The sequence below is a fragment of the Chryseobacterium sp. 3008163 genome (assembly GCF_003669035.1).
Lineage (GTDB): Bacteria > Bacteroidota > Bacteroidia > Flavobacteriales > Weeksellaceae > Chryseobacterium.
Genome location: NZ_CP033070.1, coordinates 3342382 through 3366464, shown reverse-complemented (window position 1 = coordinate 3366464; position 24083 = coordinate 3342382). Strand labels below are relative to the sequence as shown.

Here is a 24083-nt window from a genome sequence, read left to right as displayed (position 1 = left end):
TCCTTAATCCCCAACCTCGCCAAGCGCTGGGACGTAGCAGAAATTTCAAACAAACACTCGTCACAAATGAAATTTATTATATTTTTTCTTGGAATTTCTACATTTTGCTGCTCGCAAAAAATTAGTTTTATTTACGAAACAAAATACAAACTGGATTCAGAAAAACCAGATGATGTTAATTCCGACAATATGATTTTGGATCTAAAAAACAATATTTCAATTTTTAGAGATTCACTAGACAAAAAATCAGATTCAATAAGGTTGAATAATGGAAATGGAAGGTTTAAAATGGGTGTTGAAAACCAATTCTATGTCAAAAAGAATTTAACTCAAAAAAGAATTGAAAAAGTAATCACTTATTTGGGAACAGATTTTCTTCTTCCAGTTGAGGAAATATTAAATTGGAAAATAACTTCCGAACAAAAAACAATTGGAAAATATAAATCTCAAAAAGCAGAAACAAATTATGGAGGAAGAAACTGGATTGCCTGGTTTACTACAGAATTACCTTTCAGTGATGGTCCATATATTTTCAATGGTTTACCTGGATTGATTGTTTCTATTCAAGATTCAAACAATGACTATTCATTTAATTTGATAGAAGTCAAAAAAGGCGGGAATATTTTTGACGCACGCACAAAAACTATAAAAATTGATTGGAAAAAATATGAAGCACTTGCAAAATCATATTTTAATGATCCTTATGATATAAATACAAAAGTGGCAATGGGAAAAACAGTTACATTTACCGGCCCGAATGGTATTGCAATGGATATTTCAGTAAAGACTAAAGAAATGCAAAAAAATATTTTGCAAGAAAATAATCCTATTGAGCTAAATCATAAAATAAACTACAAATAAAAACTTCTGCTAACATGGTATTTCCAAAATGCGGGGTTAAAAATTTCAGTTAAATCCAGCCCGCACTTCGCCAATTTATTTTCGTTAGATAGAATAACGAGCTTAGTCCAAGTAAAAACACCATCGTTAATAATTTCATTTTTATAAATTAGTCAAAAACAAAATCCAGATCAATGAATCTGGATTTTTGCTTGAAATACACTCTGATAAAATGCATTTCGACAATATAATGATGTATGAATGTTTGGTGTTTTAATGAAAGACTTCTCATCTAGCCCGGATTGCAACGACATCCTTTTTTTGAATTGGCTTTGCAAAAAAGCGTGGGCGAAAAAGATACAGTGGAAAGCCGGATTAAGCTCCTAAAAAATCAGTTGCAAACCGTAAGGAAAGTCTGGTTTCTCATGTGAATTTTAATCATCGCTTCCGATCGCAGTTCGCTGTACATACTTTTTTCAAAAGCCTCAACGGCTTTCAGTTTGAAATCGATAAAATCTGCAATTCTCACGACCGAAAAATAGAAATTTCTGTACAAAGCCATATCGACTGTACTTCCAAAATGAGGCAGAAAAGCCTTTAAAAAAGGAAGTTTTTTCTGATGCAAATTATAGTCCAGGCAATATCCTGTTTTCTCTTTTGCTGTGATGATTTCGTAATGATTGATATAGTTTAAAATTGTCTCATTTTCTTTCATCGAAATTTTATTTTTCTGAAAGTAATGATGAATTCTGTCCAGAATATGTTGGGCATATTCCATCATGCTGATGGTTTTCAATTCGGAAACGTTGTTGATTCCGGTTTTGAAACTTTTTGCATTAGCGTGATTCATATTGAATGAAATTCCAAAATTTTCATGATATGGAAAGAAGCAGTTTTTTACGTCAATCACAGCATCTGCCTGCAATCTGTCTTCAGAAAAGTTGTAACACAAATACGGTTTGTACATCTCTTTTATATGAAGCAGAAAATCTGTCTCATTGGTGTTTTGATCGTTTTCAAACCACTTTTCAAGATTGTTATAATATTGATTTTCGAATTCTCTGAAACTTAAATAAAACGGGATTTCCATAGCTCTTAATATTTTATACTGCAAAGCTATAGGTGTAATGCGACAAAACTTGACGTGTTTTATTTGGGATTTAAATTTTAACAAAAAAAGCCCGGCCCTGAAAACAGAACCGGACTCCACGATTGAAATAATGATATATGAATAAAAAACTAACTTATTTCCAGCCGCCGCCTAAACTTTTGTAAATGTCGACAACGGTGCTTAACTGTTTCTCTTTGGCTTCAATCAACTCCATTTTTGCATCTAAAGCGTCTCTTTGATTTAACAAAACTTCAAGATAATCTGCTCTTGAGTTTTTGAAAAGTTGATTTGCAATATCGATGGATTGGTCTAAAGCTTGAGTTTCCTGAGATTTTAACTGATAATACTGGTCGATGTTTTTCACTTTAGACATCAGATTTGAAATATCCAGATACGCATTCAAAATGGTTTTGTCATATTCGTACAAGGCCTGAATCTGTTTTGCATCTGCCGTCTGAAAGTTGGCTTTTATCGCACTTTTGTTGATCAGCGGTCCTGCCAATTCGCCAACTAAACTTGTAGCGATCGACTCGGGTAATTTAACCAAATAAGAAGGTTTAAAAGCTTCCAATCCTAAAGTTGCTGAAATTTCTAAAGAAGGATAAAACTCTTTTCTTGCTGCTTCAACATCTAATTTTGCCGCTTTTAATTCTAATTCAGCCTGTTTAATATCAGGACGGTTTGCCAATAACTGAGACGGAATTCCCGTATATACTGTTTGCGGAATGATCGACATAAAACTTTCTTTCGTTCTCACAATCGGCTGCGGATAACGTCCACAAAGTGCATTGATCTGATTTTCTTTTTCTGTGATTTCCTGACGAATCGTGTATTCCGTAGCTTTTGATTTTGCCAATTCAGCTTCAAACTTTTTCACCGCCAATTCAGTTGCTGCTGCGGCCTGTTTCTGAATTTTTGCAATTTCTAATGCTCTCGTCTGCAATTTGATGTACTGCTGAATAATATCAAGCTGATTATCCAACGCCAATAATTCGTAATAGTTATCAGCTACTTCTTCGATCAGATTTGAAAGGACAAAATTCTTCCCCTCAACAGTTGAAAGATAATGTGCTACAGCAGCATCTTTTTCGGTTCTGAGTTTTTTCCAGATGTCGATTTCCCAATTGGCCATCAAACCACCTTCGAAATTCCCAAGCGGGTCTGGCATTTCTTTTCCCGGTTCTATTTCGGTACTTGCATCTCCGGCTCCTTCACTCGTGTAACGACCGGCTTTACTTACTCCGGCTCCTAATCCTGCTCTTACAGACGGACTTAATCTTCCTTTTTTGGCAACGATTCCGCTTTTGGCAATTTCGATTTCCTGAAGCGTGATCATTAATTCCTGATTATTTTTCAGAGAAGTTTCAATTAAACTAACCAAATTTGGATCTGTAAAAAACTGTCTCCAAGGGGTGGTTCCGCTGTTGTTATTAACGTCCTGTTGTTCATTTTGACTAAAATTCTCAGGAATTGTATTTTTTACTTCATCCTGAATAACGGTCGCCATTGGCGCCTTACAACTTGCTAAAACAAGCGATAAGGCGATGGCTGCTATATATTTATTATAAATCTTCATGTTTATCATCGTGTTGATAAGGTTCTGTTTGTTCGGTTAAAGGATTTTCCTCTTCATATTTTGACAATCGGGATTTATCGGCAATAGTTCCGAAAATGTAGTATAGTCCCGGAATAATCAGCAGTCCGAAAACGGTTCCGATGAGCATTCCTCCTGCTGCAGCGGTACCAATAGTTCTGTTTCCTACAGCTCCCGGTCCGGTTGCCATGACCAAAGGAATTAATCCGGCAATAAATGCAAATGAAGTCATCAAAATCGGTCTGAAACGGATGGCCGCTCCTTCGATGGCCGCCTGTGCCACAGGAATTCCTTCTTCTGCTTTTTTCTGAACGGCAAATTCAATAATTAACACGGCATTTTTACCTAAAAGTCCGATCAGCATAACCATGGCAACCTGTGCGTAGATGTTGTTTTCCAATCCTAACAATTTCAAACATAAAAACGCTCCGAAAATCCCTGTAGGTAATGAAAGAATGACCGGTAAAGGAAGAATGAAACTTTCATACTGCGCTGAAAGAATTAAATAAACAAATCCTAAACAGATCAGGAATATGTAAACTGCTTCGTTCCCACGACCAACTTCATCTTTTGAAATTCCGGCCCAATCGATTCCAAAACCTCTTGGTAATGTTTTATCGGCAACTTCCTGAATGGCTTTAATCGCTTGTCCAGAACTGTACCCCGGAGCAGGGGTTCCGCTCACCTCAGAAGAGTTGTACATATTATGTCTCGTGATTTCAGAAAGACCATACACTTTTTCCAAATGCATAAAATCTGAATACGGAACCATCTGATCTTTGTCGTTTTTCACATAAAGTTTCAACAAATCACTTGGCAAAGCACGATATTGCGGACCAGCCTGAACAATCACTTTATAAGGTCTGTCGAAACGGATGAAACTGGTTTCGTAGTTTGAACCGATTAAAGTTGAAAGATTATCCATTGCTTTCTCGATACTCACACCTTTTTGTTCGGCCAAATCATTATCGATTTTAAGCATATATTGAGGGAAACTTGCGGAATAGAATGTGAATGCAGAACCCAGTTCCGGACGTTTTTTCAATTCTTTCACAAAATCGGTACTCACCTGCTCCATTTTTTGGTAATCACCACTTCCGGCTTTATCCAAAAGTCTTAATTCAAATCCACCTGCAGCTCCATAACCCGGAATAGAAGGCGGTTGGAAAAATTCAATATTGGCCCCCGGAATATTTTTAGCTTTTTCTTCGAGCTTCTCAATGATCTCGGCAGCAGATTCTGAACGGTCTTCCCAACTTTTAAGGTTGATCAAACACGTTCCTGAGTTTGAACCGGTTCCTTCTGTCAGAATTTCGTAACCAGCCAATGAAGAAACAGACTGTACTCCGTCGATATCTTCAGATTCTCTCAATAATTCTTTAGCAATCTGATTCGTTCTTTCTAATGTAGAACCAGGCGGCGTCTGAATAATTGCATAAATCATCCCCTGATCTTCTCCCGGAATAAATCCTGAAGGAAGTGAGTTGCTTAAAAAGTAGGTACAAGCGCAGAAAAGCAATAGCAAAGGAAGCGTGATAAACTTTTTAGTTACTGTTTTATTCAGCAACTTCTCATATTTTCCTGCTCCTTTTGTAAATACATTGTTGAATTTATCTAAAAGAATCGTAATCGGACCTCTCTTTTTAGCTTTTCCATGATTGTTTTTTAGAATTAAAGCACATAAAGCCGGAGTCAACGTCAACGCTACAACTCCCGAAAGAATAATAGATGATGCCATCGTGATGGAAAACTGACGGTAGAAAACCCCAACCGGACCCGACATAAATGCTACCGGAATAAATACAGCTGCCATTACCAAAGTGATTGCGATAATCGCTCCGCTGATTTCGTGCATTGCTTCTTCAGTCGCCTTTAATGCAGAAAGTCCTTTTTCCTCCATCTTGGCGTGAACGGCTTCAATTACTACAATCGCATCATCGACGACGACCCCGATTGCCATGACTAACGCAAAAAGCGAAATCATATTTAAAGTAATTCCAAATGCGGACATCACAGCAAAAGTTCCCACCAAAGAAACCGGAACTGCAATCGCTGGAATCAACGTTGAACGCCAATCCCCAAGGAATAAAAACACCACAATCGCAACCAAAATAAAGGCTTCAAACAAAGTATGCACTACCTTTTCAATCGAGGCATCCAAGAATCTTGAAACGTCATAACTAATGTCATAATGCATTCCTTTCGGGAAATTGGTTTTTTCAAGATCCGCCATTAAGGTTTTTACATTTTTGATAACGTCACTTGCGTTTGAACCGTAAGATTGTTTTACCGTGATTGCGGCAGATGGTTTTCCATTTAATGTAGAATAAATATCGTACATCGAAGAACCAAATTCGATATCGGCAACATCTTTTAATCTAACAAATTCTCCGGCAGATTTAGCTTTAAGAATGATATTTCCGTAATCTTTTTCATTATTAAAACGTCCGGGATATTTTAAAATATATTCAAATGATTGAGAACGTTTACCAGAACTTTCGCCGGTTTTTCCGGGTGATGCTTCTAAACTTTGCTCGTTCAGAGCTTCCATCACTTCATCAGCCGAAATATTGTAAGCCGTCAAACGATCAGGTTTCAGCCAAATACGCATTGCATACTCTCTTGTTCCTAAAATATCGGCAAAACCAACTCCACTTACCCTTCTCAATTCAGACATCACATTGATATCTGCATAGTTGAAAAGGAATTTCTGGTCAGCTTTAGGATCGTCACTGTACAGGTTAATATACATCAACATATTCGGTTCTTCACGGGTAATTTTCACCCCTTCACGCACTACCAACGGCGGAAGTTTATTTACTACTGAAGAAACACGATTCTGTACATTAACTGCGGCAACATTGGGGTCAGTTCCCAAATCAAATACTACCTGAATAGAAGTCTCACCGTCATTTCCTGCGTCGGAAGTCATGTATTTCATTCCAGGAACACCATTTAATCCTCTTTCCAATGGAATAACCACGGATTTGATTAACAACTCGTTATTGGCTCCGGGATATGTAGCCGTGATATTTACTTTGGGCGGCGAAATCGCAGGAAACTGTGTGATCGGAAGTTTCATTAAAGATAAAACTCCCATAAAAACAATGATCAGCGAGATCACAATTGACAGAACAGGTCTGCGAATGAATTTTTTAAACATAATTCTTCTATTCTGCTTTTAATTTTAAATTCTGAAGAACTTTCTTCGGATCTTGGAATTTCACTTTTACTTTCTGATCGTCTTTAACTTTCTGAACACCTTCCAACAGGATTTTTTCATCCGGAGAAATACCTGAAGAAACTATATAGATATCAGGAAGTTCATAAGAGACTTTGATGTTTTTAGATTTTGCAACTCCATTCTTATCAATCACAAAAACATATTTCTGATCCTGAATTTCGTAAGTTGCTTTCTGTGGAATGATTAATGCATTTTTAAGCGGTAAAGTCATACGAATTTTTCCTGTCTCACCATTTCTCAACAGTTTTTCAGGATTTGGAAATTTGGCTCTGAAAGCAATATTCCCTGTTTCGTTGTCAAACTGACCTTCAATGGTCTGAATTTCACCTTGCTGATTAAACATTTCGCCGTTTGCCATCATTAAGCTTACATTTTGGCTGCCGCGATCAGCAACGTGAGTCTGGTAATTCAAATATTCAGGTTCAGAAACATTGAAATAACTGTAAATATTGGTATTATCTGAAAGCGTTGTCAACAAATCACCTTCATCAACTAAACTTCCTAATTTCAATGGAATTCTATCGATAATCCCAGAAAACGGAGCCTTAATATCTGTAAATGAAAGATGGATTTGCGCTAATTTCATTTCTGCATTGGCCGCATCCAATTTAGCTTTTGCCATTAATCTTTCGTTTTTTGAAACAATGTTGTTGCTGGCAAGAGTGCTTGCATTTTTCAGTTCGATAGAAGCCTGCTCAACTTCAGCTCGTGCTTTAAGTAATTCTGCCTGATAGATTTGTGGCATAATTCTGAACAAAGTTTGTCCGGCTCTTACATATTGACCTTCGTCTACGTAAATCTTCTCAAGGAAACCTTTTTCCTGAGCACGAACCTCGATGTTCTTCACCGACTGGATCTGAGCGACAAAATCTTTGTTAATAATCGTATCCATTTTTACAGGTGAAGTCACCGGATACACTGAATCTTCCTGTTTTTCTTCCTTTTTATCATTGCAGCTTGCAAGTAAAAGGACAGCGCTTAAGACAACGCTTGGGAGAACTCTTTTCATCATAATCTAGAGTATTATTAAAATCGTTAAATGTTAGTTTGAATAAATAATTCTGGGGAGTATTTACATTATGAAATCAGAATAGACCACAATGCAAAGCTTTTTCGCTCCGGTTCGGGAACAAAAAAGGTGATCGGAAAATGAAATTTTAGATTCTGATAGAACGAATCAGAATGAATGTTTTTACAGAATGAACATGCTGTAAAAATTCAGAAATAGAAGGTTTAAATCTTTTCTTAAATAATAGTCCAAATGAATAAATCAATCCAAAAACACTCGCAAAAAGATAATTGCCTGTACGGTATCGGATAGCTGAAAATCATCCTCCGTCAATTCTAAAGTAAAATTATCAGCACTGTCGCTTATCTGCTGGACAGTAAATTTCGAACTCGATTGATTAGAATGATCAACTTTATTTGGGTAATTGTGAGAAATATGACCAGAAAAGTCGCTTCGCAAAGTTTTGACATTAAGCTTGCTTTCCACTACAAAAAGCAGAAAAAGGCTGGTCAAAAAGTATACGATATAGTTTCTCATTTGAAGAGGCAAAGGTAAGTTTAGATTTTAATACTCAATTCACTATTAACAAAATTTAACTCTTCTTGAATTTCGCTGAAAAGTGAATGAGAGAAACAATAAATTACATATACCCTTAAAAAAAATACATAAACAGACTCCAAATTCTTTAAATTATTAAAATTTAACATATTTTAAAGAAAAATAATTGTAATTTTACACAACCAAATCAATATTAATTGAAACTCATAAAAATCACAACTACAAATGAAAAAATCTCTTCTTGGATTCTTTGTAATCCTCACACTAGCAGCATGTAAGCACTCTGCAAAAGACCCAGACTTAGCCGTAGTAAATACTGAAGCGGCGTCTCAAGACGACATTACAAAAGAAACTATTTCTGATCGTCATGGCGATGAAATGGAGGTAATCACCAACAATACGAAAGATATTATCACAGTACACCTTAACGGAAAGACGTATGAATTGAAGAAAAATCATTCTACTCCCGGATTTTCTACTGAGGATAATAAATATTTGTACACTGAAACAAAAAATGAAGTCACCTTCCTGAAAAAGGAAATGGATATGGTTTTATTCCATGGAAAAAGAAATCAGGCCGAAACAAAAATGGCTTCACAATAAAAATACAAAAGACGTTCAATTTGAACGTCTTTTTTGTTTAAAACCTATCTAAAGAAATTTCTTGAGGCAATTCAATTTTATTTTCAATAAAATCATAAAGATTTTTGGAGAAATAACAGCCATTCAAAATCCCTCTAGCGCCCAAACCGTTGAAGACAAAAAAATTCTGATGTTCAGCATGTCTTCCAACAATTGGTCTTCGGTCTTTTACAGTGGGTCTAAAACCAAAGTGGACTTCTTCTATATCGAAATCAGACGGATAAAATTCAGATAGTCCTTTTTGTAGCTGCTCTACTGCAGACTGATCAATATGCTCATGTAACTGTTCCCTGTCGTAGGTTCCACCATAGAAATGCAAACCATTATTTAACGGAAATAAAAAATGTTTCTTTTTGATGGTAATATCTTTCTGAAGCGGCTGAGAAAGTTTAACTCTGATGTGATGTCCTTTATTTGGAATCACGGGAATATCTGAAAAGTAGGGATTGTTTTTAACACCCATTCCTTCGCAGAAAATAATATTTTTAAACTGAAAATTCTGATACGTCGAATTTTCAGCATTAACTTCATTATAATTAAATTTTTCTTTAATTAATTGAGCATTACTTTCATGAAATTCAAGTAAATCATTGAAAAATCCATGAACGTCTAATCTGGCAGACTGATTGACCATTCCTGAACTAAAATCGTTTTTAACGCCCTCCAAATCCTTAAAATTCTCGTCTAAAAATTCGGAAAGTTCTTCTGATTGCGATTTTTTAAGCCATAGTTTCTGTTCGTTCTCATCATGAAAAATTCTGTGAATGGAAGCATCAATTAAATAATTTGTTCCGGTATATTTCTCTATTTCATTGAGTGAGGTTTTGAGAAAATCTAATTGTTCCTGGGCGAGCCAAAAAGTCGTAAATTTTTTAAGAACAACAGGATTGATGATTCCTGCAGATATTTGAGATGCACTTTTCTTTCTTTCGGAAAAAATAACGAATGACTTATTGTGTTTTGTCAATTGATGGGCAAAAAATAATGCGGCATAACCGTCACCAACAATAATATAATCTACATTTTGCATAATAAAAAAACCTGAGTAAAAGTACTCAGGTTTTTTATAAATATCAAGTGAAATTTAGTAATTCCACATATCATTCTCCATTTGAAGAATTTGTCCTTTGATTTTGTCGCTTTCTTCTAATTGCTCCTCGGCATTTCTAGGAATGTAGTCTTTAATAACACCATCACCTAAACCAATTGAAGATTTATAAATAATAGAAGAAAATCTTCTTGCGTTGATTATATCATCAAAAGATAAGTCTGCAGATGAATTATTTCTGTTGAAAACATAGTTGTTTGCTAAGATCTCTCTAGCTTTTGGATAGTAAATCCAAAATAAATCAACTAATTCATTAGCTCCTGCCATTGGTTTCCCTTCAGCATCAAGCCTTCCAATTGATGTAGGATCCGGCCCCATTGCAGCTATACCAAGAGGTCTGTATTTCATCTGACCATCTCTCTTATCAACAAACCACATTCCCATAATTTTAAGAACTTTAACTTTTTCAGTTGTAGTTACAATATGGTCAATCAGTCTTTTCTTTTCTTCTTCTGTAAGCTGACGTCCTGAATTTAGAATCTCAATAGCTTCTTCATCCATTCTTACGCTCTCCAACTTTTTCTCAATACCTTCCTTATTAAGTCTGGTAGTAAAATTTTCGTCATCATATACTTCTTCCAATTGCCCATTCATTGCAGCATCAAGAAGAATTTGATATAATGATCTTGTAGTTTTTGAAAGTAAACCGTCTGGATTATCATAATAGAATGGCTGATTAATTTTATCATTCATGTCTATTATCTCCCATACCATCATACTTTTTGCTATGTCTTTATCATCTACAAAACCGTACTCTAGTGGCTTTACTTTATTACTAATAACAGTATCTCCCACTTTTCTCATATTTTCAGCTCTCATCTGTCTGAACTCTTCCGGAGAAGAAGCATTTAGAATAGTCTGGGAAAATGCAAACCCAGATGCTAAAACTAAAAGACTGCTAATATATTTTTTCATAATATGAATTTACAAATTAATCTTATTGAACGTTAATTGTTATCGGCGATATCTCTTTCAATATTTGTTTACCTAATCCAGTCGCCGTAGCTTGGATATCATAAATCTGAACAACATCACCCGATCTAAGATTTTTCAACAATCCTTCAGCCGCAGATAAAGAATTACCTTGAATCATTGTACCTGCTCTACCTGGAAGTTTCAAAATAAAGCTATTAACTGTAAATGAAACAGGAAAGTCGAAATCAGGAAGCGTTGCTGCAACAATCTGATTAGGAATAGAACTAGCCGGCATAAAGTTAACCGCTTTACCTCTAATTTGTCCTTGTGGTCTTGGAATACCTTTAATTCTGTATTCAAATACCTGAGAAACAGATTTACCCGTAGGATCAGTTCCAGAAAGTGTTAATTTAACAGTATTTCCAGCATTAGGAATAACATCCCACTTACCTTTACCTGTATTTTTAACAACAGCTCCCGGAGCAGATAGAGATAATTTAGCATTGTCTGCACCAAGGATAGATCCTGTTACAGGATTTTCTAAACCTCTATACATTACATTCATCTTATCAGCAGAAAGTAATAAACCTTGTTCAAGCTTAACTTGCTGAGGACCTGCAATTACATTATACGTATGTGTAAATGGATATTGTGTTGCTTTTCCTGTAGCGTCTGTTAAAGTAATTACACCTCCAATTTTCTTCTCACCAAGACCTCCAGTGTTTAAAGGAAGATATCCTTTACCGTTTTCTTGTCTGCTTACACCACTGATGCTGATTTTATTGCTGTTAGAATAAGTTCCTAACATAATCACTGCTTCAGCTTTCTTTCCAGACTGGATATCAGCAGGAGCAGAAACAATCGCTTCATATTGGTTAAACTTGATGCTTGCATCTACTTTCTCCTGAAGCATTAAAGCTAATGCATCAGACTGTACGTTTCTAGCATCATTCTGAATAATTTCTAAGTTAGAAATCGCAGCAATAAGTGGTTGGTGATAGAATTTATTCTGAAACCAAGTTTTACCGTTTGGAGATTTTCCATTGGCATACTCTGCAGATAATGAAGTATTTGCTCTATCAACTAACTTCTTAAGTTGTTCGTTACCTCCGAATTTGGCGTTGATGTAATTTTTCACATCATCCATCTTCTTCTTTAACTCTAAAGCGCCTGCTGATGGGCTATTCTCCTCACCTTCTTTAAAGAAATATTCTGTAGTTGCTTCGTTATTATTCAATGCCGAGAAGTTCTCACTCACATCCATATCCTTACCGGTTTTAGGATCTTTATCAAGAAACTCAGATTGTTTTTTAAGCTTTATTTTAATTTCTTCAGTAGAAGATACCAAAAGATCAATTTTAGTTTTAAGGCCTTTATAATCTTCCCAAGGCTGAGCATAAGTATCTGGTACCTGCTGAGCTTTAGCTTCTAAAGTTTTCTCAAAAATATCTTCGTTTTTCTGCTCTGTCAAGAACCTAGTTTCTTTAAGAGCTCTTGTAGAATCATAATATGATCTAATGATCTCAACATCAATGTTTAGGGCCATCATTGCGATGAAAACCAGATACATTAGGTTGATCATCTTCTGACGTGGAGTCTGTTTTCCTTTTGCCATTCTCTTTTCTTTAGTTTTTTATTAAATTAATGGTTCGGGATTATGACTTCATTGCAGTTAACATACCACCGTAAACTCTGTTTAAGCTGTTTAAGTTTGTTGTTAAACCTTGTAATTCTTGATTAAACTTCTCAGAATGTTCAGCTGATTTCTGCATATCTTCAACATATTTTTTAGCAAAATCAGATTGTCTCTGACCACTTTCTAATTGCATTGCATATAGAGCGTTCATGCTTTCCATGTGTTGAGCAGCTTTGTTTAACTGATCGTTATACTTGTGAGTAGAAGCAGATACATCAACAGTTTGGTTGATTTGATCTACTGAACTTGAGAATTTATCGATTCCTGTTCTTAATCTGTCAAATAACTGTACATCTAATTTTGCATCCTGAAGCATCTTATCTAATTTACCAGATAGAGAGTTTTCTAATTCAGCAAAATGATCAATCGTATTTTTAGAAGAAACATTTGAATGTAATGGGTTTGGGTTTGCATGCTTATCTAATAATTCAGGATAAACATTTTCCCAATGGTAAGACTCTTCAGCTGCCGGAGGGTCAAAAGCGAAAATAATAAAGATAATTGCCTCTGTAACAAGCCCTACTGTAAGTGCGATGTTACCATTGATTGGGCCAAATGAAATGTGAGTAATTTTAAGCCAAGCTCCAAGAATTACAATTGCAGCACCGAATGAATAGAAGAAATTCATCCAAGCATCTTTAGTCTTAAACATATAAGTTAGTTTTTTTTAATGTTAAATAAAATAGTTTCTGAAAATAATTTAATTGAAGCGATCTTATCTGGTAACTCTTTTTACCTTCACAGCTGCTTCAGGAATATCCTGTACTGTTCTGAATCCGATGTAACTTCTTGCAGAATCTTTGCTTTCATAATCTCTAGATCCGTTCATCAACATATATCCAACATCTTTCCAAGAACCTCCTCTTACAGATCTCTTAGCATCTTCTTTATCTTTAGTAGAAGGATTTAGCGTAGAAGAGAAACCGTATGATGAGTTATTGTATGCAGACACTGTCCACTCAGAAACGTTTCCAGCCATATCAAATAATCCGAATCCGTTTTTCTTAAATTTCTTTACAGGAGCTGTATACATGTAAGTACCTTTTTTAGCATCTTCCATATAATCACCTCTTTTTGGCTTGAAATTTGCAAGATAACAGCCTCTATCATCCATCAAGTAAGGACCACCCCAAGGGTAGGTAGCATTTTGCTTGCCCCCTCTTGCAGCGTATTCCCACTCCATTTCAGTTGGAAGACGGAACTCCAAAGGTCTTTGCTTCTTTCTTTTCATGCTTTCATTGTAATCAGACTTTAATTTTGATCTGAAGTTACAGTATGCTCTCGCCTGATCCCAAGTTACCCCAACAACAGGATAGTCTTTGTAAGCTTTGTGCCAGAAATATTGTTCGAATAATGGTTCGTTATAAGTAAAGTGGAAATCTTTAACCCAAACAGTTGTATCAGGATAGATTGCAATACTTTCGCTTCTCAAGAAGTTAACACCTCTTTCGTTTTCAGCGAGAGCAGCATTCATATCTCCCCATCTATAATTATATTTTAATTTACTAACATCAAGAAGTCTTTCGCTACCAACTCTAGAAGAAGCCGGTAAATACATAGATTCTAAAACTTCAGCATATTCTACATCTGGATATTTAGAAGTATTCCAATGCAATGGAATTTTCCAGTCTAATTTTTTAGTATCATCAAAACCGTTTCTACCACCTGCACCTTCAAGATATTCTTGATATGCAGTTAGGTTTTCTTCTTTTTTTGCAAGGTATGCATAATCTCCGATCCCTGTACCTTTACCACCACCTTCACCACCTTCTCCGGCAGCTTCAGCAAGCATGGTTCTTGCAATAGAGTCTCTTACATAATTAATAAATACCCTGTACTCTGCATTAGTAGTTTCAGCTTCATCAATAAAGAATGAAGATACAGTAACTGTTTTCAGTGCAGCTTTCTCAGGGCTTCCCGTAGGATCCCAATCAGCTAAACCTGCAACAAAAGATCCACCAGGAATGGCAACCATACCAAATGGTCTTTCTGCAACAAATGATTTTGTTTTTTCTCTAGGTATCAATTCCCCTTTTGTTCCTGGCTTCCCAACAGAAGAAGATCCACCACCTGAACAAGATACCGATGCTACCGACGCAGACAATAATAAAAGAAATATCCTTTTCATGTTAATTTTTATAATTAAGCCGTAAATATATAATTTTTTAAGAAACTTTTAAGATTTTTTTTAGAATAACGAAAAAAATCTAAATTTATTTTATTTGCAAGTATTTTTACTCAACAGTTACAGATTTTGCAAGGTTTCTCGGCTGATCAACGTTTGCACCTCTATAAACTGCTATGTAATAAGCGAGTAGCTGTAAAGGAACAGAAGCAACAATTGGTGAAAAACACTCAGAAGTTTCAGGAATCTCAATAACGTAATCTGCCATAGCACTTACCTGAGTATCTCCTTTATTGACAACTGCAATAACTTTCCCTTTTCTAGCCTTAATTTCCTGTACATTGCTTACAATTTTATCATAATGACCTTTTTTAGGAGCAATGATTACGATCGGCATATTTTCATCAATCAATGCAATAGGCCCATGCTTCATCTCTGCTGCCGGATAACCTTCTGCATGGATGTAAGAAATTTCTTTCAATTTCAATGCACCTTCTAATGCTGCAGGATAATTGTAACCTCTTCCTAAATAAAGGAAATTGGTTGCATTAATAAAATCTTTAGCAATGCTTTGTGTTAATTCGTGAGTAGCTTCTAAAACTTCCTCAATCTTTTTAGGAATAGCATTCAATTCAGCCGCTAAGCTCATGAATTCCGCATTTCCTAAGTTTCCGTTATGCTTTCCTAACTTCAATGCAATAAGCGAGAGAATCGTAAGCTGAGCCGTAAATGCTTTTGTAGAAGCAACACCAATCTCAGGACCTGCATGAGTGTAAGACCCTGCATCTGTAATTCTTGCAATTGAAGAATCAACTACATTACAAATACCATATATAAATGCACCTCTTTCTTTCGCCAACTTTAATGCTGCCATTGTATCTGCAGTTTCTCCTGACTGTGAGATAGCAATCACAACGTCTTTATCCGTAATAATTGGGTTTCTGTATCTGAATTCAGAAGCATATTCAACTTCAACAGGAATTCTTGCAAATTCTTCAATTAAATATTCACCAATAAGACCTGCGTGCCATGATGTACCGCAAGCGATAATGGTAATTTTGTTCGCATTTTTGAATTTCTCAAGGTGATCCCAAATTCCGGCCATTTTGATAATTCCTTCTTCCACAAGGAGTCTTCCTCTCATAGTATCGTGAATTGATTTTGGCTGTTCAAAGATTTCTTTCAGCATAAAATGCTCGTATCCACCTTTTTCGATTTGCTCTAAATTTAATTTAAGCTCCTGAATTTCAGGAACGATTTTAGAGTTATCGTTAATTGTTCTGATATCTACACCCTTTTCTAAAGAAAGAATAGCCATGTGACCTTCTTCTAAATAGATAGCCTCTTTTGTAAACTCTACGAAAGGAGAAGCATCTGAAGCAATAAAATATTCCTGCTCTCCAATTCCGATTGCTAACGGAGAACCTAATCTTCCCACAACCAAAACTCCAGGATAATCTTCGTGCATTACCGTAATTGCGTAAGCACCATATACTTCATTTAAAGCATATCTTACAGCAGTAGGAAAATCTGTTTCAGTATTTAATTCTGTAAAGTACTGAATCAAATTAACCAAAACTTCAGTATCTGTTTCAGATTTGAAAGTATATCCTTTATCCGTAAGCATTGTCTTTATGGTATCGTAATTTTCTATAATACCATTGTGAACGATTGCTATTTTTCCGTTATTAGAGACGTGAGGATGAGAGTTTCTGTCGCTAGGAACACCATGTGTTGCCCAACGTGTGTGACCCATACCTACTTTTGCAATTCCTTTTAATTGACCAGAGATATTAACAAGGTCATCAACTTTACCTTTAGTTTTTTCTACGTTAAAACTATTGTTTTCACCTTCTAAAACAATTCCGGCACTGTCATATCCTCTATACTCTAATCTTCTAAGACCATTAATGACAATTTCATAGGCATCTTGAAAACCTGTATAACCAACTATTCCGCACATAACTTAATCAAGTGTTTTTGTTTTTTTATTTTGTACCGTAAGTAACTCTTAACTGAATCTTTTTAGTATTTGAAGGATCAGCAGATCCTATAAACACTGCCCTATCTGTAGAGAAGGGTCGAGATGTAAATTGATATCCTGCTAAAGTATTTCCTGTAGAAGACTGCAAGAAGTTACCCATATCAATTTTGAAATATTTATTACTATAATCTTTCTTTTCCACATCTTCAACAATTTCTTTCAAGGATTGGGTTACTGTAAAATCATAATATGCAGGATTTTTATCCAGATTATAAGCTCTCATGTAAGCAAAGTTGGGTGTTGCTGACAATAACAGAAGATCATTTGTGAATTTTGTGGTTTCTTTACCATCAGTATCCTTATCTTTCTGTACAATAGTCAATAAGGTTGGTTTCTTATACTTATTATTCCAAGCAACATCATCTGTGTACATTCTGATCTTTGCAGAGACGATGCCTGCTTTATTATCATTATAGAGTTTTCTCAACTTTTCTATTTCCGTAGGAGAAAATTTAATTCCTATAGAATTACCTCCCATTCCCTGAGCGAAAAGTTTAGCGTCACCTGTTGTTGTATTTGGAGGCAGTGCTGTTCCTGCTGCAGATCCTGCTCTATTGTACTGATAATTTCCAATATGAGCATTTCCGTTTCCTATAGAGAAAGCATATTTTGTCTGTGGTCTTGTAGTAGTACCATTTTCTACTTTGTCAGATTTGTAGTACATAATCAATTCAACCGATGAAGGTGAAAACTGCACTAGATATCCGTCATTTTCTTCAACTGAAATTTTCAAACCTCTGAAATATCTGATGAAACTTGCTACATCTTTCAATTCAGGCTGACCTTTTTTATTAATGATTTTTGTTTGAAAGAACTCTGGTTTCAACGGTATTCTAAAACCAGCTTCTGAAGAAAATAATGAACTATTATCTGAATCTTTTGTTATAGCAATAGAATTTACAGAACCATTAAAGGTTTTAGAACCTAATTGCTCACTTGCATTTAAATTTACTGCGTAATCTTTATTAGAATAGGCAATATCACTATAGCCATTTAAAAAATCAGTAACCTCTTGTACTTTAACCGTTAGATTTCCACCATTAGCCTTAGCTCTTCCATATTTGGTTGCACGATAAGTGTTAACTACTTTTTTAGCAGCTATTGCTCCATCAGGATAAACATAACTTTCATCAGTCGTTGTCGTCAAAGAATCTGATGCATAAGTCGGTTTTATTACCAATACTACAGAGTCTACCACTGCATTTGTTCCGAAATCAGGATCGTAAGCTGCCAATCTCAACTGTGTGTAATAAGATGCTTTCTGCATCCCAAACTGATCTTCATTAAAAGCTCCTAAAGTAGCAAGCCCCAATTTTGCAGCATCACTTCTTATACTGTCATTATTATTAATATTATAAGCGATAACGTCATAAGCAACTTCATTACCTGCTGCAGCGCCATCTAAAAATAATTGTTCACCTAGAGAATCCGGATCAGGTTCGCAATTGTAAACCAACATCCCTCCAAAAATCACCATTGAAAGTATAGTGAAGGCTTTTTTCATATTATAAATCATCAAAATGTTCTTTTAATATAGTTTATTGATAGAATCTATGTCTAAATATTCTGACTTTGCAGTAGACGTTTCGTTAAAAGCTTTATCTAAATCTCCTTCTAAGAATTCATCACCTTTTACAACCTCATCTACATACTTCATACTTTCAATCACAAAACTTTGAAAGCTTGGTGTATTTAACGCTTCTAATCCTGAAATATTATCAAACTGTAATTTTTCCACGATACTTTTATCCAAAGGAGCATCCTTTTCATTATATAATGAAAGAACAATTTTCGCATCTTTGAAATAAGTGTCAGACTGATAGAATGTTTTTAAATAAACAGGAATGAAAGAAGCCATCCAACCATTAAGGTGAATAACATCCGGTACCCAATTTAATTTTTTAATCGTTTCGATAACGCCTCTTGCAAAGAAAATTGCACGCTCGTCATTATCTGGGAAACCTATGCCCTCGTCATCAAAATAATATTGTTTTCTTTTGAAGTATTCTTCATTATCGATAAAATAAACCTGAAGTCTTTCTCCCGGAAGAGAAGCTACTTTTATAATAAGAGGCTGATCAAGATCGTTGATGATAATATTCATCCCAGAAAGACGGATTACCTCATGAAGCTGAAATTTTCTTTCACTTATTTGTCCAAATCGTGGCATAAAAACTCTTACATCATTGCCTTCTTGGTGCATTTTAAGTGCCATTTTGTTTACCACTGTTCCTAAGTTTGTATCTTCCTGATAAGGGTACATCTCTGTGGTAATGTACAGTATTTTCTGATTGGGCATATAATTTTTATATAATTTTAAATAATGCTATAAGTTGCAAAATTACAAAAAAACATCCAACATTATTGTAATTAACATTTTTTTACGATAATCACTACGGTTGAACTACTAATTCCTGAAAATTAATACAAGATATTTTAGTATTTTTGAATTACTATTAAAATAAATTATGGAAGTTCTAAAAAACAAAAAAACACTTCAGGATTTTATTGAAAGACAGAGAGAAATGGGCAAGAAAATAGGTTTCGCTCCCACAATGGGTGCGCTACATAATGGTCACCTCTCTTTATATGAAGCTGCCAGAGCAGAAAATGACTTGGTTATTTCTTCGATATTTGTAAATCCTACACAGTTTAACAATGCTGAAGATTTAAAAAAATATCCTAGAGACACCAACAGAGACATCAAAATCCTTGAAACATCAGGTTTGGTGGACGCTGTGTACATTCCGGAGGTACAAGATATCTATCCTGAAAAAGCAGAAAGCCAGCATTATGATTTTGACGGTTTGGAAAATGAAATGGAAGGAAAATCACGGCCGGGACATTTCGATGGTGTGGGAACCGTGGTTGAAGAACTTTTCAGACAGGTAAAACCAGACAATGCTTATTTCGGTGAAAAAGATTTTCAGCAATTGGCGATTATTAAAAAAATGACCGAAAAGAAACAACTTCACATCAACATTCATGGAGTTGATATTTACAGAGCAGAAAACGGATTAGCATTGAGCTCAAGAAATCAAAGACTCACTGAAAACAGAAGAGAAGATTCTAAAGTGATTTATGAAACGCTTGTAAAAGTGAATGATTGGTTCAGAACGGTGTCGATTCCTGAGATTAAAGATAGAGTTAAAGATATTTTTGACGATCAAGTAGGAATGCAGATGGAATATTTCATGATTGCAGATGAAAACACTCTGAAAGAAACCGATTTTTTTTATAAAGATAAATCTTACAGAGCTTTTATCGTAGTGATGGTAGATGGCGTGAGATTGATTGACAACATACATTTAGATTGATCAACTTCCCTAAAAAATCAAAGGCTTCCGGAAGGAAGCCTTTGAACACCAAATCACAAAATATTAATATGAAAAAAATTTACTTTTCAGTAAACTTGTGACCCGGCTGGGATTCGAACCCAGGACCCATACATTAAAAGTGTATTGCTCTACCAGCTGAGCTACCGAGTCGGTCTTGTTTTTAGATTTGATAAATTTAAAATAAATTTTAGAATTACCAAACTTTTTTTTGCAGTGCCTGCGACTGGACTCGAACCAGCACATCCTTAGGAAACCACCCCCTCAAGATGGCGTGTCTACCAATTTCACCACGCAGGCAAAAAAATTATAAAAAAATATAACATTTTTGCTAGTGACCCGGCTGGGATTCGAACCCAGGACCCATACATTAAAAGTGTATTGCTCTACCAGCTGAGCTACCGAGTCGGTCACTTTATTATCAAGTTTCAGTGTTAAGTAATGTCCCTTGTTTTTAGTGGTGCAAAGATAGGACTTTTTTCATTATCTCAAAACTTTTTCGCAAATTTGTTTAAAATAAATTCATGATAATTTCACTAGTCGGATACATGGGAAGTGGCAAATCTCACATTTCCAAAATTTTAAGCGAAAAAATAGATTTTAAATTAATTGATCTCGACAGAGAAATTTCTAAGCGAAATAAATTAACGATCCCTGAAATCTTCGAAAAAAGGGAGAAATCTACTTTCGTAAGCAGGAAAGAGAAATTTTAGAAGAGCTTTTAGCTACAGAAGAAAATATTATTCTGAGCTTAGGAGGAGGCACGCCTGTTTATTACAATAATATGGAAATCATCAACCATAATTCTAAAAGTATCTTTCTCAGAACGTCTATCAATACTTTAATAGAAAGAATTTCAAAACAAAAAGAAAAACGACCTTTGATTGCTAATATTTCAGATGAAAACCTCCCCGAGTTTATTGCCAAACATTTATTTGAAAGAAATGAATTTTACAGCAAAGCTCAGTTCATCATTAGCACCGATTCTAAAGAACCGGAAGAAATCATGAACGAGATTATAGAGAAACTTTATTTATGATTCTTTCTCTTCTTCTTTTTCTGAATCGCTCTCTCCAAAAAAGTCATCCCAATCTGTAAAATCTGAATCTACATCATTTTCTGTATAGCCGTCAATCTCTCTCCTATCCTTTTTGGTCGGCCTTCCTTCACCTCGGTCTCGGTAATAGCTCTGAGACATTTTTCTCAGTTTAAGCAGCTCATACTGCTCTTTATCTGTGACATCTTTGATATGAAGCGAAACTAATTTAGCCCCAATTCTACTTTTGGGGATTTGGATGACTTTTATTTTATAGTCAATTTGATTTTTACGGATTTTAATGACATCTCCCTCTTTTACCTCTTTAGACGACTTTACAACCGATGCTCCTATCGCTACTCTGTTCTTTTTGATCTCGTCGGTAGCAATACTTCTGGTCTTGTAAAAACGAATACTCCATAAAAATTTATCTATTCTCATAATTTTTTATACTTTTGCCGTTATATTATTTGTAAAGTAATTAAAGTTTTTGAAATGAAAAAAATATTTTTGTATATCCTTGCTGGATCTTTGTGTTTTTCAGCTTGTAAGAAAGATGATGAAGTGGAAACATTTGTAGAGCCAGAAAACATTGAGGTAAGAAACTCACTTGATGAGCAGGCTATCCAAAAATTTATGGATAACAACTACTTAGACACTCAAGGAAACATCAAAGCATTTACTGCTGATGCTGCTGATGATAATTTTAAAAAATTATCTGAGCTTAGTCCTCAAAAGCTTCCATCGGGAGTTATTTATATTAAAAGAGACGGTGCGCAACCTACTCCGGGAAAAGCAATAGGAGATAACAGCCTTATCAAAACAATGATGAGAGGAAGTTATTACCGCGCTACTGATATCGACGGAAACGTTGCACTAACTTCTGGCGGAACGTTGATCAATACTATTGATTTGGAAGCTTCTCCGGTAACTGATCCAACATTTTACTATGTTAAAAAATCAGTTCTAACTGCAGCAACCACTGACGCGGCAAAACAAAGAAGTTATTATGAAATCGAAGGACTTAAAGAAGCGTTAAAATACTTTAACGGATTTGAAAATCTTCCCAACGAGACATTACCTAATTTACAGGGAGTAATTATTATCCCTTCAAAAGCTGCTTTTGCAAGAGATGCTAATTATTACAATCTTCAAAATGCAACTTTTGTATTTAATTTTCAAATTTATCACACAGAAACAAGACCTGCCAGTCAGGAATAAATAGAACAAAATAAAAAAATCCGCTTCAAAAATTTTGAAGCGGATTTTTTTTGCCTTTTTAAATTTGAACTATCTCACATTCCCTAAAATATCCGGAAAATATTTATCTGAAAGATGTTCAAATTCGTCACCTCGCATAAACATTGACGCATCAACTTCTTCGTAAGAACTTCTTCCTGCAGCAGCAATCAGTTCATTGCAAGTATGCAGTGTATTTTTATGGAAATGATAAACCCTCTCCGCTTTATCTGTCACATCAAGACCTTTAATCAACATTTTATCTTGGGTAGCAACTCCGGTCGGGCAATTATTATTGTTACATCTCAACGCCTGAATACAGCCTAATGAGAACATGAATCCTCTCGCATTATTACACATATCAGCTCCCATTGCAACTGCTCGTAAAATATCTAAACTTGTCAGAACTTTTCCGCTTGCTATTACTCGTAGTTTATTTCTGACATTATAATTTCTAAGTGTTTTATTGACAAAAATCAAAGCAGGTTCTAACGGCATTCCTACTCCGTCAGAAAATTCGGGCGGTGCAGCTCCTGTTCCCCCTTCTGCTCCGTCAACCGTTATAAAATCAGGATAAATTTTTAAGACATTCATCTGAACGCAAATATCTTCAAACTCTTTGGTATCGCCGATACACAATTTAAAACCAACTGGTTTTCCGCCTGAAAGTTCTCTTAAATACTGAACAAATTTCAATAAACCAGCAGCATCAGAAAATGATGAATGTGATGGCGGAGAAACAATCGTTAAACCAGGTTGTACGTGACGAATTTTTGCAATCTCAGGTGTATTCTTCACACCCGGTAAAACTCCACCATGACCGGGTTTTGCGCCTTGAGACAATTTAATCTCAATCATTTTCACATTCGGAAGTGTTGAATATTTTGTAAATAATTCCGGGTTAAATTTCCCTTCATCATCTCTGCATCCGAAATATCCCGTACCAATTTGCCAGCATAGATCTCCTCCTTCCATGTGATGCGGAGAAATTCCACCTTCACCGGTATTATGATAAAAATTTCCTTTTTTTGCACCACGGTTTAAAGAAATCTGAGCTCTGTCACTCAATGCACCAAAACTCATTGCCGAAATATTAAATAATGATGCATTATAAGGCTGTGTACATTGTTCGCCACCCACTAAAACTCTTGGAAGCTCTTCTTTAGGAGATTTAGCATAAATAGAATGTTTAATTCCCTCATACTTTCTGTGATTGACTTCTAACTGAGTTCCGAAAGGCACAGTATCACTTAGATTTTTTGAGCGTCTATAGACTGCTGAACGCTGATTTCTTGGAAAAGGCTTCCCATCAGTTTCTCTTTCAATAAAATACTGCTGCATTTCGGGAGAAATGTCTTCAAAAAAATACCTGAAATAACCCAAAACAGGAAAATTTCTAAGAATTGCATGTTTCGTTTGATAGGTATTGTAAACTCCCAATGCATAAACTGCTGTTAAAAGTATTGGAATCCAATAATGTGCTTTGATGAGTAATGCTACGACCCATGTCGCAACGACCAACACCAATCCCCAAGATAAAAACTTATCTCTCATAAGAATGTAGATTTAAAATCGTTAAAGAATAAA

At 35.3% G+C, this 24083-nt stretch carries 18 protein-coding genes, 3 tRNA genes and 1 pseudogene; 5 read left to right on the top strand and 17 right to left on the bottom strand.

The window, feature by feature from the left end; genetic code table 11:
* Positions 1-66 precede the first annotated feature (66 nt).
* Positions 67-861, top strand: a complete 795-nt coding sequence (locus EAG08_RS15465; protein WP_129536217.1) for a GLPGLI family protein — start codon at positions 67-69, stop codon at positions 859-861.
* A 370-nt stretch (positions 862-1231) separates the two neighbouring features.
* Here EAG08_RS15465 and EAG08_RS15460 read toward each other — a convergent pair whose 3' ends face one another.
* The 4 genes from EAG08_RS15460 to EAG08_RS15445 all read right to left on the bottom strand — a co-directional run bounded on the left by EAG08_RS15460 (position 1232) and on the right by EAG08_RS15445 (position 7801).
* The gene (locus EAG08_RS15460; RefSeq protein WP_129536216.1) at positions 1232-1930 is read right to left on the bottom strand and encodes a hypothetical protein; all 699 of its coding nucleotides are present in this window, start codon (positions 1928-1930) and stop codon (positions 1232-1234) included.
* Between the two features lie 154 nt (positions 1931-2084).
* Positions 2085-3527, bottom strand: coding sequence for a TolC family protein (locus tag EAG08_RS15455; RefSeq protein ID WP_164998581.1), 1443 nt, complete (start codon positions 3525-3527; stop codon positions 2085-2087).
* Entirely contained in the window at positions 3514-6708 is a 3195-nt protein-coding gene (locus EAG08_RS15450) for an efflux RND transporter permease subunit (protein ID WP_129536214.1), read from the bottom strand. The genes EAG08_RS15455 and EAG08_RS15450 overlap by 14 nt, the downstream gene beginning before the upstream one ends.
* A gap of 7 nt (positions 6709-6715) precedes the next feature.
* On the bottom strand, positions 6716-7801 hold the full coding sequence (locus EAG08_RS15445) for an efflux RND transporter periplasmic adaptor subunit (RefSeq protein WP_228446595.1): 1086 nt from the start codon (positions 7799-7801) through the stop codon (positions 6716-6718).
* Between the two features lie 780 nt (positions 7802-8581).
* Between EAG08_RS15445 and EAG08_RS15435 the strand changes: the two genes are divergently transcribed.
* Positions 8582-8959: a hypothetical protein gene (locus tag EAG08_RS15435; RefSeq protein WP_129536213.1), complete on the top strand. Its 378-nt coding sequence runs from the start codon at positions 8582-8584 to the stop codon at positions 8957-8959.
* A 37-nt stretch (positions 8960-8996) separates the two neighbouring features.
* Here the strand turns inward: EAG08_RS15435 and EAG08_RS15430 are convergent, their stop codons facing one another.
* The 8 genes from EAG08_RS15430 to EAG08_RS15395 form a co-directional block, all read right to left on the bottom strand.
* Positions 8997-10028 (bottom strand): NAD(P)/FAD-dependent oxidoreductase, encoded by a 1032-nt coding sequence (locus tag EAG08_RS15430; RefSeq protein ID WP_129536212.1) that lies wholly within the window; start codon positions 10026-10028, stop codon positions 8997-8999.
* Positions 10029-10082: 54 nt separating this feature from the next.
* The gene (gldN, locus tag EAG08_RS15425; protein ID WP_129536211.1) at positions 10083-11021 is read right to left on the bottom strand and encodes a gliding motility protein GldN; all 939 of its coding nucleotides are present in this window, start codon (positions 11019-11021) and stop codon (positions 10083-10085) included.
* 22 nt (positions 11022-11043) lie between these two features.
* Positions 11044-12636 carry a GldM family protein gene (locus tag EAG08_RS15420; RefSeq protein ID WP_129536210.1) on the bottom strand — a complete coding sequence of 531 codons (1593 nt, stop codon included), beginning with the start codon at positions 12634-12636 and terminating at the stop codon, positions 11044-11046.
* Between the two features lie 40 nt (positions 12637-12676).
* Entirely contained in the window at positions 12677-13369 is a 693-nt protein-coding gene (gene gldL / locus EAG08_RS15415) for a gliding motility protein GldL (protein WP_129536209.1), read from the bottom strand.
* A gap of 63 nt (positions 13370-13432) precedes the next feature.
* Positions 13433-14845 (bottom strand): gliding motility lipoprotein GldK, encoded by a 1413-nt coding sequence (gldK, locus tag EAG08_RS15410; RefSeq protein WP_129536208.1) that lies wholly within the window; start codon positions 14843-14845, stop codon positions 13433-13435.
* Between the two features lie 106 nt (positions 14846-14951).
* Positions 14952-16805: a glutamine--fructose-6-phosphate transaminase (isomerizing) gene (gene glmS, locus EAG08_RS15405; protein WP_129536207.1), complete on the bottom strand. Its 1854-nt coding sequence runs from the start codon at positions 16803-16805 to the stop codon at positions 14952-14954.
* A 25-nt stretch (positions 16806-16830) separates the two neighbouring features.
* Positions 16831-18390 carry a DUF4270 family protein gene (locus tag EAG08_RS15400; RefSeq protein ID WP_164998580.1) on the bottom strand — a complete coding sequence of 520 codons (1560 nt, stop codon included), beginning with the start codon at positions 18388-18390 and terminating at the stop codon, positions 16831-16833.
* 24 nt (positions 18391-18414) lie between these two features.
* Entirely contained in the window at positions 18415-19185 is a 771-nt protein-coding gene (locus tag EAG08_RS15395) for a glycogen/starch synthase (protein WP_129536205.1), read from the bottom strand.
* Positions 19186-19354: 169 nt separating this feature from the next.
* Here EAG08_RS15395 and panC point away from each other — a divergent pair, with 169 nt between their 5' ends.
* Positions 19355-20203, top strand: a complete 849-nt coding sequence (gene panC, locus EAG08_RS15390; protein WP_129536204.1) for a pantoate--beta-alanine ligase — start codon at positions 19355-19357, stop codon at positions 20201-20203.
* 98 nt (positions 20204-20301) lie between these two features.
* Here panC and EAG08_RS15385 read toward each other — a convergent pair.
* The 3 genes from EAG08_RS15385 to EAG08_RS15375 form a co-directional block, all read right to left on the bottom strand.
* Positions 20302-20374: transfer RNA gene (locus tag EAG08_RS15385), tRNA-Lys, on the bottom strand.
* Positions 20375-20438: 64 nt separating this feature from the next.
* Positions 20439-20521, bottom strand: a tRNA-Leu gene (locus tag EAG08_RS15380).
* Positions 20522-20556: 35 nt separating this feature from the next.
* Positions 20557-20629: transfer RNA gene (locus tag EAG08_RS15375), tRNA-Lys, on the bottom strand.
* A 116-nt stretch (positions 20630-20745) separates the two neighbouring features.
* On the opposite strand from EAG08_RS15375, the pseudogene EAG08_RS15370 reads away from it, so the two are divergent.
* Positions 20746-21260 (top strand): annotated as a pseudogene (locus EAG08_RS15370) (shikimate kinase).
* Here EAG08_RS15370 and EAG08_RS15365 read toward each other — a convergent pair.
* Complete coding sequence (locus EAG08_RS15365; RefSeq protein WP_129536203.1) at positions 21255-21698, bottom strand: RNA-binding S4 domain-containing protein; 444 nt, start codon at positions 21696-21698, stop codon at positions 21255-21257. The pseudogene EAG08_RS15370 and the gene EAG08_RS15365 sit on opposite strands and share 6 nt — an antisense overlap.
* A 54-nt stretch (positions 21699-21752) precedes the next feature.
* On the opposite strand from EAG08_RS15365, the gene EAG08_RS15360 reads away from it, so the two are divergent.
* Entirely contained in the window at positions 21753-22478 is a 726-nt protein-coding gene (locus EAG08_RS15360; RefSeq protein WP_129536202.1) for a hypothetical protein, read from the top strand.
* A gap of 69 nt (positions 22479-22547) precedes the next feature.
* Here the strand turns inward: EAG08_RS15360 and EAG08_RS15355 are convergent, their stop codons facing one another.
* Positions 22548-24050 (bottom strand): FMN-binding glutamate synthase family protein, encoded by a 1503-nt coding sequence (locus EAG08_RS15355; RefSeq protein WP_129536201.1) that lies wholly within the window; start codon positions 24048-24050, stop codon positions 22548-22550.
* Positions 24051-24083: the final 33 nt, after the last annotated feature.